This window comes from Planctomyces sp. SH-PL62 (assembly GCF_001610895.1).
Lineage (GTDB): Bacteria > Planctomycetota > Planctomycetia > Isosphaerales > Isosphaeraceae > Paludisphaera.
In genome coordinates this window covers 5,333,614-5,349,174 of sequence record NZ_CP011273.1, presented here as the reverse complement: position 1 = coordinate 5,349,174, position 15,561 = coordinate 5,333,614, and the positions used below count along the sequence as shown (strand labels likewise).

The 15,561-nt window shown below is 68.5% G+C and carries 13 protein-coding genes; 7 read left to right on the top strand and 6 right to left on the bottom strand.

The genetic code is table 11. The features are described 5' to 3' along the window. Positions 1-78: 78 nt before the first annotated feature. Positions 79-2,796 (top strand): aconitate hydratase AcnA, encoded by a 2,718-nt coding sequence (gene acnA, locus VT85_RS20740; RefSeq protein WP_068419635.1) that lies wholly within the window; start codon positions 79-81, stop codon positions 2,794-2,796. Between the two features lie 591 nt (positions 2,797-3,387). On the opposite strand, the gene VT85_RS20735 is transcribed toward acnA, so the two are convergent. From VT85_RS20735 to VT85_RS28690, 3 genes are read right to left on the bottom strand one after another with little or no spacing between them, the layout of a single operon-like run. Further along, positions 3,388-4,671, bottom strand: a complete 1,284-nt coding sequence (locus VT85_RS20735; protein ID WP_068419634.1) for a hypothetical protein — start codon at positions 4,669-4,671, stop codon at positions 3,388-3,390. After that, positions 4,556-5,104, bottom strand: coding sequence for a hypothetical protein (locus tag VT85_RS27870; RefSeq protein ID WP_156512988.1), 549 nt, complete (start codon positions 5,102-5,104; stop codon positions 4,556-4,558). The genes VT85_RS20735 and VT85_RS27870 overlap by 116 nt, the downstream gene beginning before the upstream one ends. After that, positions 5,101-5,631, bottom strand: coding sequence for an RNA polymerase sigma factor (locus VT85_RS28690; protein ID WP_068419633.1), 531 nt, complete (start codon positions 5,629-5,631; stop codon positions 5,101-5,103). Before VT85_RS28690 ends, VT85_RS27870 begins: the two co-directional genes overlap by 4 nt. Before the next feature lie 442 nt (positions 5,632-6,073). On the opposite strand from VT85_RS28690, the gene pdhA reads away from it, so the two are divergent. From pdhA to lpdA, 4 genes are all read left to right on the top strand, one after another. Then, a complete protein-coding gene (gene pdhA, locus VT85_RS29340; protein WP_156512987.1) occupies positions 6,074-7,087 on the top strand; it encodes a pyruvate dehydrogenase (acetyl-transferring) E1 component subunit alpha in 1,014 nt (337 codons plus the stop codon). Continuing rightward, the gene (locus tag VT85_RS20720; protein WP_231871419.1) at positions 7,084-8,067 is read left to right on the top strand and encodes a pyruvate dehydrogenase complex E1 component subunit beta; all 984 of its coding nucleotides are present in this window, start codon (positions 7,084-7,086) and stop codon (positions 8,065-8,067) included. Before pdhA ends, VT85_RS20720 begins: the two co-directional genes overlap by 4 nt. Before the next feature lie 93 nt (positions 8,068-8,160). Further along, a complete protein-coding gene (locus tag VT85_RS20715; protein WP_068419627.1) occupies positions 8,161-9,528 on the top strand; it encodes a dihydrolipoamide acetyltransferase family protein in 1,368 nt (455 codons plus the stop codon). Between the two features lie 201 nt (positions 9,529-9,729). Continuing rightward, positions 9,730-11,115: a dihydrolipoyl dehydrogenase gene (gene lpdA, locus VT85_RS20710; RefSeq protein WP_068419626.1), complete on the top strand. Its 1,386-nt coding sequence runs from the start codon at positions 9,730-9,732 to the stop codon at positions 11,113-11,115. A gap of 133 nt (positions 11,116-11,248) precedes the next feature. Here lpdA and VT85_RS20705 read toward each other — a convergent pair whose 3' ends face one another. The 3 genes from VT85_RS20705 to VT85_RS20695 form a co-directional block, all read right to left on the bottom strand. Then, positions 11,249-11,995: a hypothetical protein gene (locus VT85_RS20705; protein ID WP_068419625.1), complete on the bottom strand. Its 747-nt coding sequence runs from the start codon at positions 11,993-11,995 to the stop codon at positions 11,249-11,251. A gap of 133 nt (positions 11,996-12,128) precedes the next feature. Then, positions 12,129-12,806, bottom strand: a complete 678-nt coding sequence (locus tag VT85_RS20700) for a ferritin-like domain-containing protein (RefSeq protein WP_068419624.1) — start codon at positions 12,804-12,806, stop codon at positions 12,129-12,131. 130 nt (positions 12,807-12,936) lie between these two features. Continuing rightward, on the bottom strand, positions 12,937-13,812 hold the full coding sequence (locus VT85_RS20695) for an RNA polymerase sigma factor (protein ID WP_068419623.1): 876 nt from the start codon (positions 13,810-13,812) through the stop codon (positions 12,937-12,939). Between the two features lie 188 nt (positions 13,813-14,000). Here VT85_RS20695 and VT85_RS20690 point away from each other — a divergent pair, with 188 nt between their 5' ends. After that, on the top strand, positions 14,001-14,507 hold the full coding sequence (locus tag VT85_RS20690) for a hypothetical protein (protein ID WP_156512986.1): 507 nt from the start codon (positions 14,001-14,003) through the stop codon (positions 14,505-14,507). A gap of 42 nt (positions 14,508-14,549) precedes the next feature. Then, the gene (locus VT85_RS20685; protein WP_068419619.1) at positions 14,550-15,533 is read left to right on the top strand and encodes a DUF1559 domain-containing protein; all 984 of its coding nucleotides are present in this window, start codon (positions 14,550-14,552) and stop codon (positions 15,531-15,533) included. Positions 15,534-15,561: the final 28 nt, after the last annotated feature.

The following is a 15,561-nucleotide window of genomic DNA, read 5'->3' as shown; positions in this document are numbered from 1 at the left end:
GCCTCGCCCCCGCTCCGATTGAGTCGAGGTCCCCTCCCGGATCGGAGCGGACCTCCCGAAGTTTCGAAGGGACGGGCGATGCCCAAGTCGTACAGCGCTCTGACGCCGCTGTCCGTGGACGGTCGGAACTACCACTATTACCGCCTGAGCGCGCTGGCCGATCACGGCCTGGACGCCTCGCACCTGCCGTTCTCGCTCAAGGTGCTGCTGGAGAACCTGCTCCGGTTCGAGGACGGCTCGACCGTCACGGCGGACGACGTCCGCAACCTGGCGCAGTGGGACCCCAAGGTCCTCCCCGACCGCGAGATCGCCTTCCGACCCAGCCGGGTGCTGCTCCAGGACTTCACCGGCGTCCCCGCCGTGGTCGACCTGGCCGCCATGCGCGACGCCGTGAAGACCCTGGGGGGCGACCCCCGGCGGATCAACCCGCTCCAGCCGGTGGAGCTGGTCATCGACCACTCGGTGCAGGTGGACGAGGCCGGCACGTCGCGGGCCCTGCAAGTCAACGCCGAGCTGGAGTTCGAGCGCAACCGCGAGCGGTACGCCTTCCTGCGGTGGGGCCAGAACGGCTTCGACAACTTCAAGGTCGTCCCGCCGGACACCGGCATCGTCCACCAGGTGAACCTGGAGTACCTGGCCCGCGTGGTCTTCGTGGACGACAAGGCGTCCGAGGGCGCCCTGGCCTACCCGGACACGCTCGTCGGCACCGACTCGCACACGACGATGATCAACGGCCTGGGCGTGCTCGGCTGGGGCGTCGGCGGCATCGAGGCCGAGGCCGCGATGCTCGGCCAGCCGGTCTCCATGCTCGTCCCCCAGGTCGTCGGCTTCCGCCTCGACGGCCGGCTCCCCGAGGGCGCCACCGCGACCGACCTGGTGTTGACCGTCACCCAGATGCTCCGCAAGAAGGGCGTGGTCGGCAAGTTCGTCGAATTCTACGGCCCCGGCCTGGCCCAGCTGCCGCTGGCCGACCGGGCGACGATCGCCAACATGGCCCCCGAGTACGGCGCGACCTGCGGCATCTTCCCGGTCGACGCCGAGACGATCCGCTACCTGCGGCTCTCGGGACGCCCCGAGACGACCATCCGGCTGGTCGAGGAATACTACAAGGCCCAGGGGATGTTCCACGAGCCGAACACCCCCGAACCGTCCTACTCCGACACCCTGTCGCTCGACCTCGCCTCGGTCGAGCCCAGCATCGCCGGCCCGCGACGGCCCCAGGACCGCGTCCGCCTGAAGGACTCCAAGCCGGCCTTCGCCGCCGCGCTCAAGGAGATGGTCGAGGCCCGCCCGTCGAAGGTCAAGCCGGCCGACCAGGCCGAGGCCGACTCGGACGGCGAGGGGAGCGACCTCAAGCACGGCTCGGTCGTGATCGCCGCCATCACCAGCTGCACCAACACCTCGAACCCCTCGGTCATGCTCGCCGCCGGCCTCGTCGCCAAGAAGGCCGTCGAGCGCGGCCTGGACGTCAAGCCCTGGGTCAAGGCGAGCCTGGCCCCCGGCTCGAAGGTCGTCACCGAGTACCTCAAGGAAGCCGGACTCGACGGCTACCTGGACCGTCTCCGGTTCAACACCGTCGGATACGGCTGCACCACCTGCATCGGCAACTCCGGCCCGCTCGCGACGGCGATCTCGGATGCGATCCAGAAGAAGGACCTCGTGGCCGTCGCCGTGCTCAGCGGCAACCGCAACTTCGAGGGCCGCATCAACGCCGACGTCCGGGCCAACTACCTGGCGTCCCCGCCGCTGGTCGTCGCCTACGCCCTGGCCGGGACGATGGACGTCGACCTCGCCGTCGAGCCCCTCGGCCACGACAAGCAGGGGAACCCCGTGTTCCTCAAGGACGTCTGGCCGACCCAGCGGGAAGTCGACGACACCGTCAGGACGGCGGTGAAGTCCGAACAGTTCCGCAAGGAATACGGCTCCGTCTACGAGGGCGACGCCCAGTGGCGAAGCCTCCCCACGCCCGAGGGGGACCTGTTCGACTGGCAGGACGACTCGACGTACGTCAAGAATCCCCCGTACTTCGAGGGCATGACGCTCAAGCCCCAGGTGCCCAAGCCGATCGAGGGCGCCCGCGCCCTGGCGTTTCTGGGCGACAGCATCACGACCGACCACATCTCGCCCGCCGGCTCCATCAAGGCCGACGGCCCGGCCGGACGCTACCTGATCGCCAACGGCGTCAAGCCGGCCGACTTCAACTCCTACGGCTCGCGCCGGGGGAACCACGAGGTCATGGTCCGGGGGACCTTCGCCAACATCCGGCTCCGCAACAAGCTCGCGCCGGGGACCGAAGGGGGATGGACGCGGCACCTCCCCGACGGCGAGGTCATGAGCATCTTCGACGCCTCGATGAAGTACCAGGCCGAGGGGACCCCCCTGATCATCCTCGCCGGCAAGGAGTACGGATCGGGCTCCTCGCGCGACTGGGCCGCGAAGGGGCCGAAGCTGCTGGGCATCTCCGCCGTCATCGCCGAGACCTATGAGCGCATCCACCGCTCGAACCTCGTCGGCATGGGCATCGTCCCGCTCCAGTTCGAGCACGGCCAGACCGCCGAGGGCCTCGGCCTGACCGGCGAGGAAGTCTTCCGGATCGAGAACCCCGACGGCACGCTCGCCACCCGGATCGCCGCGGCCAAGAACCTGACCGTCGCCGCCGAAAAGGCCGACGGAACCACGATCCGCTTCCCGGTCCACGTCCGCATCGACACCCCCCAGGAAGTCCACTACTACGAGAACGGCGGGATCCTCCAGTACGTCCTCCGCCAGCTCCTGAGCGTCAAGACCGAACTCTGACGCCCCACCGCCGATCCACGCCCGACGAACGAGCCCCCCGGGTCATCCGGGGGGCTCGTTCGCCTTCGAACCCGTCGAGTTCGGCATCGTCCCCCGTCGGACGACCTTCGAGATTGGCTTCGTTCGCGCCGGGGCGGGATCGAAGCCATTTGCCGTAAACATCGTACTGAAATTGGTTTGTGGAGGATTTCCGCGTTCGTGGATTGGGTCCGTTCGGCGGTTTTCATGAGACTTCTCACCGAACTCCACCGAGTTCCGGCGGAACCGCTCCGGGTGCCACGGGTTCCGCGAACCCGTGGACCGGCCGGGGATTGGGACGACCCTCGAGATTGGCTTCGTTCCCGCCGGGCCAGATCAAAGCCATTTGTCGCAAAAGATTGTGTGGTATTGACTTGTGATGCATATCGACGTTCGGGGATTGGGTTCGTTCGGCGTTTCTTCCTCATGCGGGACGGCCCGGAATCGTCTCGACCGCCCAGCAACCCTCGCGGCGCGCACGGACCGCCCCATAGTCATCATGGGACATCGGGCGCGGTTTGCGAGCGAGCGAGCGAGGGGCGTCGACCCGGGATGGCGGGTCGCGCGTCCCGATCAGGGCTCGATCGCGGGCGGCCCGAACCCGACGTCCCGGTCTCTCTCCAGTTCGCCGCCGTCGTCGACGAGATCCTTGCCGACGGAGTAGACCAGCCAGCCTTCGGGGCGCTTCCGCACTTGCAGCGGCTCGTCGGTGAAAGGGTCGAGCGTCGTTTCGCGGGGGAGGCCCAGCGCTTCGAGGTCGGGCGGGGCGTCGCCGTCGGGAGGGACGTGGGCCTGGAGGGCGTTGAGCACGCGGAGCGCCCGGGCGGCGGCCCGATGCACCGCGGCGGCCTCGTGGAAGCTTTGCGTGGCAGGCCTGAGCAGCTCGGCCAGCAGCTTCAGCGGGTGCCACAATCGGTTGAGCGCGGGCGAGGGGACGGACCAGCTCCCGCGCGACTTCCGAGGCCCGAGGTCGGCTTTCGCCAGCTCCTCGTCGAAGAGGTCCAGGAACATCACGGTCAGATTATTGCGCATCCAGCCTCTGAGCCAGAAGATCGAGGCCGACATCTCCGCGACGGAGGTCAGGGCGTAGGCGCGTTCGGTCTTCAGACCCCGGCGCAGCAGTTCGCCGTCGTCGTGGCGGGCCAGTTCCGCGTCGAGGGCGCGGCGGCCGTCTTCGGAGACGGAGACGCCCGCGGCTTCCAGCACCCGCGCCGCCGAGGCGGCCGACACGCGCGAGCAGGCGATGGCGGTCAGCGAGCTGATGAAGCCCGGGTCGCGTCCCCAGTGCCGCGACAGCTTCAAGGAAGCCACGGCGGCGGCCAGGGCCTCGTCGCCCTCCCCTCGCGCCAGTCGGAGCATCGACCAGCTCTCCAGCACACGGACCGCCGCGCGGTGCTTCCTGGACTGCTGGATCAGCCGGTCGGTCAGGAGGGCCGTGGTCGCGGCGTCGTCGAAGGCGTGCTCATAATCGGACCGCTCGGCGGCCTCCAGGAGTTGCGGGACGGCGCGGGGATGGCTGCGGAAGACCTCCTCCAGCGGGACCTCCTCGCCCGACTTGATCGGCCAGGTCGGGCGACCGGATTTGGGATGGAGGGCGAGCAGGCCCTTCTCGACGGCCTCGACGTCGGTCGCGGCGGCTTCCAGCAGGGCGTCGGCGTTGCTCTCGGGGGGGATCGTCGCGACCGCGAAATCGGCGATCGAGATCGGCTCGCCGGCCTGCCGGATCGCGGCGAGCCGGGCCTCAAGCCGACGGCCGGTGGTCCAGGTATAGGCCGCGCTCCATAACAAGAAGGCGGCCAGGAGCAGGCCGGCGGCGATCGCGGTCCACTTGAGGAATCGCTTGAGGAACCGTTTCATCGTCATCCTTCCGGGGCTCGAAGGTCGATTCGCGGGCCAGGTGTTCGAGCAGGTCCGCGTGGCGGCGGAGGTCGGCCTCGGTGGTCGAGGCGGTGGGACGGGGCGGGCGGGCCGCGAGCCGGTCGAGCAGCCGGCGGCCGGCCTCGGGGCTTGCGTGCTCGGAGACGTCGCGTGCCAGGTCCAGGACGTCGCGAGGTATGGGCCGGGGGCCGAACGCCCGCGCCAGCCGATCCTCGTTCTCCCGAGTGGCCAGGAAATTCAGCCCGGCGGCCAGGAGCAGGAGGGCGGCCGTTGCGGTCGCGGCCGGGAACCGGCGTCGAGGGGCGGCCGTCGCCAGTTCGGCGTCCATCGCCGCCAGGACCCGGGCGCGGAGTTCGGGCGGGGCCTTCCGGGGTGTGAGCCGTTTCAGGTGTCGTTCGAGTTCGTCGCTCATCGTCGCTCCCCGGCGAGGTGCACCTGCATTCGGGACAGGGCCGCGTGGAACCGGGCGGCGACGGTTCCCAGGGGGCGTCCCAGGATTTCGCCGATCTCGCGGAACGTCAGCTCCGCGTAGACTCTCAGCTCGACGATCTCGCGGTCCTCGGCGTCGAGGCTGGCCAGGGCGAGGGCGACGGAATCGGCCGCCTCGCGGGCCTCGGCGCCGTCGGACTCGGCTTCCTCGAACAGACCTCGGGAGGTTGCGGCGGCGATCGCCTCGCCGCGACGGCGGCGGGCGTCGAGCCAGCGGTTCGATTCGTTGCGGGCGATCGTGAAGGCGAAGGCGGCGAGGTCGTCCACTCGCCGCAATCCGTCGCGATTTCGAACCAGGCGGACGAACGTCTCCTGGAGGACGTCGTCGGCATCGGCCGATGCACCTAGACGGAGCATCAGATAATGGTGCAGCCGGTCGGCGAGCGCGTCGTAAACGGCCCGGAACGCCCCGGGATCGCCTCGCGCCATTCGTTCGGCCGGTTCGTGCATGGAGGTCCGGGTCTCGTCGTCGGTTTCGCGGGTCGGCCCTGGTGGGCCTTCTTCGGAGAGAGACCCGGTCGGCGTGGCGATTTTCGTCGATTTCGAGAAAAAAGGGGAAATTCCCCTTGGAGGGCCGGCGAGGCCGGGAGGTTCGGCCCTTCGTCGAGCTTCCTGCCTGGCGGAAGCGGGACGCTTTTGTATAAGATGGTGGACCAAACACAATCGGCGGACGGTGGACCCGGAATTCGGCCCGGCCGTGGCGTCCCCCCGTTCTTGAGCGGCATTCGCCTCGGGCCGTGGAGAGAGGAATCCCCGCCTCCGACCGGTCGGCGATTCGCGCGCGACACTCGCCCCGCCGCCCGAGCTCGCCGACGGATCGGCCCCTGAACTCGCCGTCGCCGGCCCCGCCGGCATCCGCATGGTCCGCCGTTCACTCAGGAGTCTGGTTGTTATGGCCTCAGTCCAAACGGAAGCTCAGCCGATCGTCGACAAGTCCCGCGCCCAGGACTGGCTCCGCCAGATGATGCTGATCCGCCGGTTCGAGGAACGGGCGGAGATGCTGTATCAGAAGGGGAACAAGATCGGCGGATTTTTCCACCAGTACAGCGGCCAGGAGCCGGTGGCGGTGGGGTCGATCGGAGTGCTCCGCGAGGACGACTGGGTCATCACCGCCTACCGCGACCACGGCCACGCCCTGGCCCTGGGGATGACGGCGCGGTCGGGGATGGCCGAACTGCTGGGGAAGGTGACGGGCTGCTCGAAGGGCAAGGGCGGCTCGATGCACTTCTTCGACGCCGAGAAGGGGATGATGGGGGGCCACGCGATCGTCGGCAGCCACATCCCGCTGGCGGCGGGCTTCGCGTTCGCGAGCAAGTACCGGGGCGAGGACCGGGTGGCCCTGTGCTACCTGGGCGACGGGGCGATCAACCAGGGCTCGGTCCACGAGGCCCTGAACATGGCCGCCCTGTGGAAGCTGCCGGTGATCTACATCGTCGAGAACAACCAGTACGCGATGGGGACCTCGCTGGTCCGCTCCAGCTCCCGCCAGGACCTGACCCTCCGCTGCGCCACGCCGTACGGCATCCCCGGCCACCGGATCAACGGCAACGACATCGAGCTGATGGCCCGGACCACGCTGGAGGCCGTCGACCACGCGCGGGCCGGCGAAGGCCCGAGCTTCATCGAGGCCCAGACCTATCGCTACAAGGGCCACTCGATCAGCGACCCGGGCAAGTACCGGATGCGCGACGAGCTGGACAGCTACCTGAAGAAAGACCCGATCGTCGTCTACGAGAACGTCCTCAAGGAGCGCGGCTGGATCGACGACGAGGCGATCGAGGCGATGCGCGAGGAGGTCAAGGCCGAGATCGAGGAAGCGATCGACTTCGCCGAGAAGAGCCAGAATCCTCCCCTCGAGGCCCTCTACGAAGACATCACGGTAGCCCCCTTCATCCCTCAGGAGTGAACATGGCGGTTTTTTCGTATCGCGAAGCGCTCAACCAGGCCATGACCGAGGAGATGGAGCGCGACGACAGCGTCTTCCTGATGGGCGAGGAGGTCGCCGAGTACGACGGCGCCTACAAGGTCAGCCAGGGGATGCTGAAGCAGTTCGGCCCCCGGCGGGTGATCGATACCCCGATCTCCGAGGAAGGCTTCGCGGGCATCGGCATCGGCGCGGCGATGGTGGGCCTCCGGCCGATCATCGAGTTCATGACCTTCAGCTTCAGCCTGGTGGCGATCGACCAGATCGTCAACAACGCCGCCAACATGCGGTACATGAGCGGCGGCCAGTTCGCGGTGCCGATCGTCTTCCGGGGGAGCTCGGGCATGGCCGGCTGCCTCGGCGCGACCCACTCGCACCGCCTGGAAGCCTGGTACGCCCAGATCCCCGGCCTGATCGTGATCCTGCCGGCGACCCCCGCCGACGCCAAGGGCCTGCTGAAGAGCGCCATCCGGTCCGACGACCCGGTCATCTTCATCGAGCATGAGGTGCTCTACCACGAGCGCGGGGAGATCCCCGACGGCGAGCACCTGGTCCCCTTCGGCAAGGCGGCCGTCCGCCGGCCGGGCTCCGACGTGACCCTCATCACCTACTCGCGGTCGCTGAAGCCGACCATGGCCGCGGCCGAGGAGCTGGCGGCGAAGGGGATCGACGCCGAGGTGATCGACCTCCGGAGCATCCGCCCGCTCGACATCGAGACGCTGGTGCAGTCGGTCTCCCGCACCCACCGCGCCGTGATCGTCGAGGAAGACTGGCCGTACTGCGGCCTCGGCGCCGGGATCTCCGACCGGATCACCCGCGAGATCTTCGACGAGCTGGACGCGCCGATCCTCCGGGTCGCCTCGGCCGACGCGCCGATCCCCTACAACAAGCAGCTCGAAGCCTCGATGCTCCCCTCCGTGCCCCGGATCCTGGCGGCGGTGAACGAAGTGGTCTATCGCTGACCCGACCGCCCCCGCGAATCCGAACGACATGACCGCTTTCCGAGAGTTCGATAGAGCGCGCGGGCCTTCGAAACGGCCCCCAGGAGCAGACTCGTGCCGATCGAAGTGACAATGCCCAAGCTCAGCCCCACGATGGAGAGCGGGGTCATCGCGCAGTGGCTGGTCAAGGTGGGGGACGCGATCAAGGAAGGCGACGTCCTGGCCGACATCGAGACCGACAAGGCCACGATGCAGATGAAGTCGTACGAAGACGGCGTCATCGCCCACATCGACCACCAGGCCGGCGACGAGGTCGCCCTGGGCGATCGCGTGATGGTCCTCGCCAAGAAGGGCGAGGACCCGAAGGCCGTCGCCGCCTCCCTGGGGGCGGCCGCCGGCGCGGCGAAGGCCGAGAAGACGGAAGAAGGCCAGCCGGTCGGCGACGAGAACGGCAAGCGCCAGGCCTCGGGCTCGGCCCCGGCCGCGGCGGCGGAAGCCGAAGCCGATGAGGACGAGGAAGAGCTGGTCGCCGTCGGCGCCGGCGGCCGGGTGAAGTCGAGCCCGCTGGCCCGCAAGATCGCGGCCGAGGCCCGGATCGACCTGAGCCGCGTCAAGGGGAGCGGGCCCGGAGGGCGGGTCGTCCGCCGCGACGTCGAGGACTTCCTCGCCGGCAAGGGCTCGTCCCAGGCCGCCGCCAAGGCCCCGAAGGCCGACAGGCAGGCCGTGGCGCCCGCCGCCGCTTCGGCGTCCCCCGCGCCGGCCAGGCCGGCCGCCCGGATCTCGACGGCGCCGCTGCAAGAGCAGCGCATCCCCAACTCGCGGATGCGCAAGACGATCGCCCAGCGGATGCTCCAGTCCAAGCAGTCCGTGCCGGAAATCCACGTCACGATGGACGTCCGGGCCGACAAGCTGGTCGCCCTCCGCGAGACGCTGAACAAGGAGCTGGCCGCCGAGAAGGTCAAGCTCTCGGTCGGCGACTTCGTCACCAAGGCGGTCGCCGTCGCCCTGCGCCGCCACCCGGCCCTGAACGCCTCGTTCGAGCCCGACGCGATCATTCGCCACGGCGAGGTCAACATCGGCATCGCCGTGGCGCTGGAGGAAGGCCTGATCGTCCCCGTTCTGCATCACGCCGACGAGATGGGCCTGATCGAGATTCGCAAGGGGAGCGAGGGACTGGCCTCGGCCGCCCGCAACGGGAACCTCTCCGGCGAGCAGCTCTCCGGCGGGACGTTCACGATCAGCAACCTGGGCATGTACGGCGTGAAGCAGTTCGACGCCATCATCAACCTGCCCGAGGTCGCCATCCTCGCGGTCTCGGCCGCCGAGAAGCGGCCGGTGGTCCAGGGCGACGCGATCGTCGTCGGCGACGTGATGACGCTCACCCTGAGCGCCGACCACCGCGCGGTCGACGGCGCGACGGCCGCGGACTTCATGCGGACGCTCAAGAACCTGCTGGAAGAGCCGGCGCGGATGCTGCTCTGATTCTTCCGGACCCGGCCCGCAGCAGGCCCCGTCCCGGCCTTCGCGACCTCGCGAGCCCGGCGTCGGGGCCTTCGCGTTTCGGTCCGCGGCGATCCCCCCTATAATGACGGAATCAATGAAAGTCCGGCGAGCGGACGCGACGAGTCGGCGCGACGGCGGCGCCCGGTACACCCCCTTCCTGGAAATGCGACGAATACGACCATGGCCAACGACTACGACATCGTGGTGATCGGCGGCGGTCCCGCCGGCTACGCCGGGGCGATCCGGGCGGCCCAGCTCGGCAAGCGCGTGCTCTGCGTCGAGCGCGACAAGCTCGGCGGCGTCTGCCTCAACTGGGGATGCATCCCCACCAAGGCGCTCCTCTCGAACGCCCACCTCGTCGAGATGGTGAACCGACACGGCGCGCAGTTCGGCTACCACGGCAAGGGCGACTGGAACTTCGGCGAGATCATCGGCCGCAGCCGGGGCGTGGCCGGGCAGCTCAACAAGGGGATCGAGGGCCTCTTCCGCAAGTACAAGGTCAAGTCGAAGTTCGGCGTGGCCAAGGTGATCGCGCCGGGCAAGGTCCAGGTCGGCGACGAGGTCGTCACGACCGACGCCATCGTCGTCGCCACCGGCGCCCGGCCCAGGCCGTTCCCCGGCGTGGAGTTCGACGGCAAGACCGTCATCACCTCCAAGGAGGCGATGTCGCTGCCGACCCAGCCCAAGTCGATGCTGATCATCGGGGCGGGGGCCATCGGCCTGGAGTTCGGCTACTTCTACAACGCGATCGGCACCAAGGTCACCGTCGTCGAGATGCTCGACCGCGTGCTGCCGATCGAGGACGAGGAGGTCTCCGACACCCTCAAGAAGAGCCTGACGGCCAAGGGGATCGAGATCCACACCAGCTCCAAGACCACGAAGCTGGAGAAGACCGCCAAGGGCGTGAAGGCGGAGATCGAGACGCCCCAGGGCAAGAAGACCATCGAGGCCGACGTCGCGCTGGTCGCCATCGGCGTGACCGGGAACGTCGAGGGCCTGTTCGCCCCCGAGGTCAAGGTCGAGCTCGACCGAGGGCACATCAAGGTCGACCGCGAGAACGGCTTCGTCACCGCCGTGCCGGGCGTCTACGCCGTCGGCGACGTCATCGGCCCCCCCTGGCTGGCGCACGTCGCCCACCACGAGGCCCTCTGCTGCATCGAGCGGATCGCCGGCCACTCCCAGCGCACGGTGGACTACGGGATCATCCCCGGCTGCACCTACACCGAGCCGGGCGTCGCCAGCGTGGGCCTGACCGAGAAGGCCGCCCGCGAGGCCGGCCACGAGATCCGGATCGGCAAGTTCCCGTTCGCCTTCAGCGGCCGGGCCCTGGCCGCCGGCGAGAGCGAAGGCTTCGTGAAGCTGATCTTCGGCAAGAAGTACGGCGAGCTGCTGGGCGCCCACCTCATCGGGTCGGCCGCCACCGAGATGATCAGCGAGCTGGTCATGGCGATGAAGCTCGAAGCCACCGAGGAGGAGATCCTCCACGCCATGCACCCGCACCCGACCTTCTCCGAGTCGATCATGGAGGCCGCCGGCCAGGGCCTCGGCGAGTCCGTCCACATCTGAGCCCAATCTCGCCCGGACCGCAGGTCCGCGTACCACCGAACGAAACAATGCCCCGCCCCCCCATGTTCAGGGGGGGCGGGGCGTTTTCGTGATCCGAGAGGCCTTCGTTTCGAGGGCGATCGCGAACGGTGGTTCATTCCCGCGTCGGCGTCTCGCGGCCACGACACGCCGCGCACGTCGCCACGCCGACGGTGCCGACGAGCAGGGAGATCACGCCGGCCGGCTCCGGGACGGCCGTGGTTCCGCTGCTCAGGAAGCCCTGGAAGCGTCCATCGGGGGTCGGGCCGAACTCGCCGCCGACCATCGAGAACGCCCCGATGCTCTCAAAGCCTTGCGAGCCGGGCTCGAAGTCACCGCCCGGGAGCCCGAGGCCGTTGAGCTGGAAGGCGTCGAGCAAGAGCGCGGAGGGGAGCATCTCGTCGACCACGTTCACGACGCCCATACCCAGCTGATAGATCCCGGCCGAGACGAGCGTCGTCGAAAACGAGAGGAGACCAGACTCCATCGAGAACGAACTGGACGAGGCCGTGAACGGCGTCGTCGCCACCTCGGCGATGACCATCGGGTCGGCGCCGTTGAGGCTGACGAAGGCGAAATCGTTGATCAGGTCGCCCAGGAGCGACGGATCTTCATTCGTCAGGAAGTTGAATTGAAACGTCAGGACGTCGCCCGCGGCGGCCGTGAAGCTCGTCCGCAGGCCCGAGCCGTTGAAGGCCGGACCGCCGATCCCGTCGAGCGCGCCGGTCGAGAGGCCGAGGAAGGATTCAAGCTCCGAGGCCGACACGGCGTCCCCCGCGCGGGCTGGGGCCGCGATCAGGGCCAGGGCGAGGACGGCGGCCGCGAAGAACGGCCGGCGAGCCGGTGAGTGCGAAGCGGGCATGGGGTGTAAGCTCCCTTGAAGACGACGTGGATGGGGATGAACGCGAAGGGCCCGACCCGGCGGGGCAACGGGCGGGCTCGGCCCGCTCCGTCGCCGACGTCGGTTCGAGTCGGATGAATCCTCGCGCCGAGGCTCAGAAGAACCGGGGGACGTTGAGGTTGTAGTACTCAGCCTCGAGGTACTCGAGCGCCAGCGCGAAGTTGAAGATGTCCACGTCGTTCATCAAGGGGAGGAGCGGCGGCCCGCCGTTGAGGCTGGCGATGAACGGCCCGGCCAGTTCGACGACCTTCTCAGGGGTCAGCGCCTGGTCGAAGCTCGACTCCTCGCCGAGGGCGTCCCGCGTGAGTCCCTGGTCCAGAAGCGTGTTCAGGTAGCCCGCGTGGCGAGCCTCCACCAGCGCGATCGACCCGGCGGCCGAAACGTAGCCCGCATCCTGGATCAGCGGCAGCGCCCCGAGATACGCCCCGACCCCCACGTTCTCCAGGGTCCGCGAGAGGTTGACGAACGCCATCAAGTTGGGCTGCAACAGATTCCGGAAGACCGGCTTGGGGCGGGCCAGGTCCCCCAAGGTGTCCAGGATCGCGTCGACGTGATCGTTCTCATGCTCCTGGATAGCTCGGAAATTCCTGGCGTTCCAGCCCCGGTACAAGGTCGGGATGTAGTTCGGATTGGTCGCGCCGGAGGCGGACCCGCCAAGGACGGCGGCCGCCGCCGGGATGGTCGCGACGGCCATCGCCGACTTCATGAAGGATCGGCGTCCGTCGCGCGGAAGGGGCTCCGATCCGAGGGCTTCCTGCTGGTCGGTCTTCATCGGGGTCGCTCCTGGGTCTGGGGGGGGAAAGGCGAGGAGAGCAAGGAAAGTGAATGAACCTATGAGAATAAGAGAATGAAAAACTCGTGAAGGGTCGGGCCGATCCCGGCTGGTCTCGGCGGGACTCGGATCAGGTGCAGTCGATCCCGAGGACGTCGGTCAGGTTGCCCGGGAGATCCTCATGGCCATCGCCGGCGGGGGGGGGCGAGGTGGGGAGGATGACGGCGGCGGCGGCGGTCGCCGCCAGGGCGGCCGTGACCGCGAGGATCAGGAGAGCCCGTCGGAGCATCGCCCACCGGGCCATCGGCGGCGCGACGATTCGGGGCAAGGAGGAGGAGCCCACAGTCGGCCGGGCGAGGGCTTGCGAAGTCGTGATCGTCTCCGCGGCTCGGAGCGTCGATTCGACGAATCCCGGATCGGCGGCGCCCGCCTCGCGCCTCCAGAGGAGGACCAGGCCCGTGGCCATGGCGACCTTGCGGCGGTCGAGGCGTTCGCGAAGGAGCTTGCGGCCCCGCACCAGCCGCACCTTGACCGTACCCGAGGCCCATTCGAGCTGCGACGCGGCCTCTTCGTGGGTCAGGCCTTCCAGATAGCAGAGGATCAGGGGGGCCCGGTACTTCTCCGGCAGCAGGTCCAGTTCTTCCCGTACGAGGAGGAACAGCTCGTAGTCCGGGCCCTGGGCTTGATCGGGGTCGGTCGGGTCCACTTCCGAGGTCCGCTCCCGCTGGGAGAGGCGGATGGATCGTTTACGGATCCGAGACGCGGTCTTGTAGGCCGTCCCGCAGAGCCAGCCCCGAAGCGTGTTGGGATCCCGGATCGCCCCGGCTTTCTGGAAGAGAGTCAGGAAGGTCGCCTGGAACGCGTCTTCCGCCAGATGCGCGTCGATCAACACGCCCCGGCAGACGCGGAGGACCATGGGACCGTGCCTGGCGACTAGGGCGGCGAACGCCTCCGGGTCGGATTGCTCGATGAAGTCGGCCAGAAGTCGGGGGTCGTCTTGATACATGCTCGTTGGCTCGCTCGGATCAGGCCGGTCGAAGCTCGGCTCTACGACTAACCTGCACCCGGACGGCTTCCCGGGTTCAACTTTTCAACTTCTCTGGAAATCCGACGGCGGCTTCAGCATGATCGAAAGATCAGCGCGGCGTGGCGAATTCTCATCTTTCCGAATCCTTCTCGCAAGGATGAGGCCGTATGTCGGGAAAGCCGTCGAGAGAACCGCGACGACCGGCGGGCCGGGCTCAGGATCGAATTCACGCCTGGGTCGTCGCCTTTGCGACGGCTGTCGTTGCGGCGTCCGGCTGCTCGGCCCCGGACCCTCTGGGCCGCGTCGCGGTGACGGGAGAGGTCTTCCTGGACGGCGAGCCCCTTGACTCGGGGGCGATCATGCTGGAGCCGGGGCCTGTGGGTCCCTCCACGGCGGTCGGCTCGACGATCCGGGCGGGCGGGTTCTCGATCCCCTTATCCGAGGGCCCGGTCCCCGGCCTCTACCGGGTCCGCATCTATGCGAGCAGCCGGGTGCAGGCCCCGGCGCCGCCGGGGACGTCGGACAGGAAGCCGAGAGCGATGGTCGAGAGGATCCCGGAGGATTACAACGCGAAATCGACGCGCACTGTGGAGATCCGGTCGGACGGCCGAAACCACCTGCGATTCGAGATCGTCGCCCGATCCGGCGGTCGCTCGGCGGCCGGAGATCCCTGATCGGGCGCACGTCCGTAGATATACAAAACTGGAGATTCGTTGATGCGAGCGACGAGCGACGGCCGCCGGGGCTTCACGCTGATCGAGCTGCTGGTGGTGATCGCCGTCATCGCGGTCCTGATCGCCCTGCTGCTGCCCGCCGTCCAGTCGGCGCGGGAGGCGGCGCGACGCTCCCAGTGCGTCAACAACCTGAAGCAGATCGCCCTGGCGACGCACAATTATCATGACGTCCACGGCACATTCCCCCCCGCGAAGAAGGGCTGCTGCTGGGGGACGTGGCTGATTTTCGTCCTCCCCCAGCTTGAGCAGCAGCCGATGTATAACGCCTGGAATCAGGGGGGGAGCAACGCGCCGGGATGGCCGACCGCGTTCGACGAGGATCTGCGCTATTTCGGGCCCGCCAATCAGACGGTGACCTCGCAGTGGGTCGGCGCGTACCTCTGTCCCAGCGACGGCCGCAACGCCCCGATCTCCGAGACGTTGCAGGGGAGGACGCTCGCCTGCACGTCGCACAATTACGCGGTGAACCTGGGCAACTCGGTCCAGACGCAGGTGGATTTCCAGGGTGTCCGGTTCGGCGGGGCGCCGTTCGTGGACGTGGGCTCGCCGTTGACGGACGAGTTGCGGCCCGGCAAGAAGACCGTGGGAATCGCCGCCCTGACCGACGGCCTCAGTTCCACGCTGCTGGCGTCCGAGGTCGTGGTCGGGCAGGGGCGCGACCTCCGAGGCTTCTCCTGGTGGGGGGATGCGGCGGGATTCGAAGCCTTTTTGGCCCCCAACAGCTCGTTCCCGGACGTCCTCTTCAGTCCGTACTACTGTGCGAACCAGTCGCCCAATCCCCCCTGCGTCGGCAAGACCACGGCCTTGCCGGACAACTACGCCGCCCGAAGCCGCCATCCGGGGGGGATCAACGCGACGATGGCGGACGGCGGAGTGCGGTTCATTCGCAACGAGATCGCCATCCAGGTCTGGCGCTCGTTGAGCACGTCGGCCGGGGGCGAGGTCGTCTCGGCCGACGCGTACTGACCTGACCGAAATGAGCGTGTGGCCGTGT

Bases quoted from the DNA above. Each gene is read 5' to 3' on its own strand.
- acnA (WP_068419635.1), top strand. From the start codon at position 79: ATGCCCAAGTCGTACAGCGCTCTGACGCCGCTGTCCGTGGACGGTCGG.
- VT85_RS20735 (WP_068419634.1), bottom strand. From the start codon at position 4,671: ATGAAACGGTTCCTCAAGCGATTCCTCAAGTGGACCGCGATCGCCGCC.
- VT85_RS27870 (WP_156512988.1), bottom strand. From the start codon at position 5,104: ATGAGCGACGAACTCGAACGACACCTGAAACGGCTCACACCCCGGAAG.
- VT85_RS28690 (WP_068419633.1), bottom strand. From the start codon at position 5,631: ATGCACGAACCGGCCGAACGAATGGCGCGAGGCGATCCCGGGGCGTTC.
- pdhA (WP_156512987.1), top strand. From the start codon at position 6,074: ATGGCCTCAGTCCAAACGGAAGCTCAGCCGATCGTCGACAAGTCCCGC.
- lpdA (WP_068419626.1), top strand. From the start codon at position 9,730: ATGGCCAACGACTACGACATCGTGGTGATCGGCGGCGGTCCCGCCGGC.
- VT85_RS20705 (WP_068419625.1), bottom strand. From the start codon at position 11,995: ATGCCCGCTTCGCACTCACCGGCTCGCCGGCCGTTCTTCGCGGCCGCC.
- VT85_RS20700 (WP_068419624.1), bottom strand. From the start codon at position 12,806: ATGAAGACCGACCAGCAGGAAGCCCTCGGATCGGAGCCCCTTCCGCGC.
- VT85_RS20695 (WP_068419623.1), bottom strand. From the start codon at position 13,812: ATGTATCAAGACGACCCCCGACTTCTGGCCGACTTCATCGAGCAATCC.
- VT85_RS20690 (WP_156512986.1), top strand. From the start codon at position 14,001: ATGTCGGGAAAGCCGTCGAGAGAACCGCGACGACCGGCGGGCCGGGCT.
- VT85_RS20685 (WP_068419619.1), top strand. From the start codon at position 14,550: ATGCGAGCGACGAGCGACGGCCGCCGGGGCTTCACGCTGATCGAGCTG.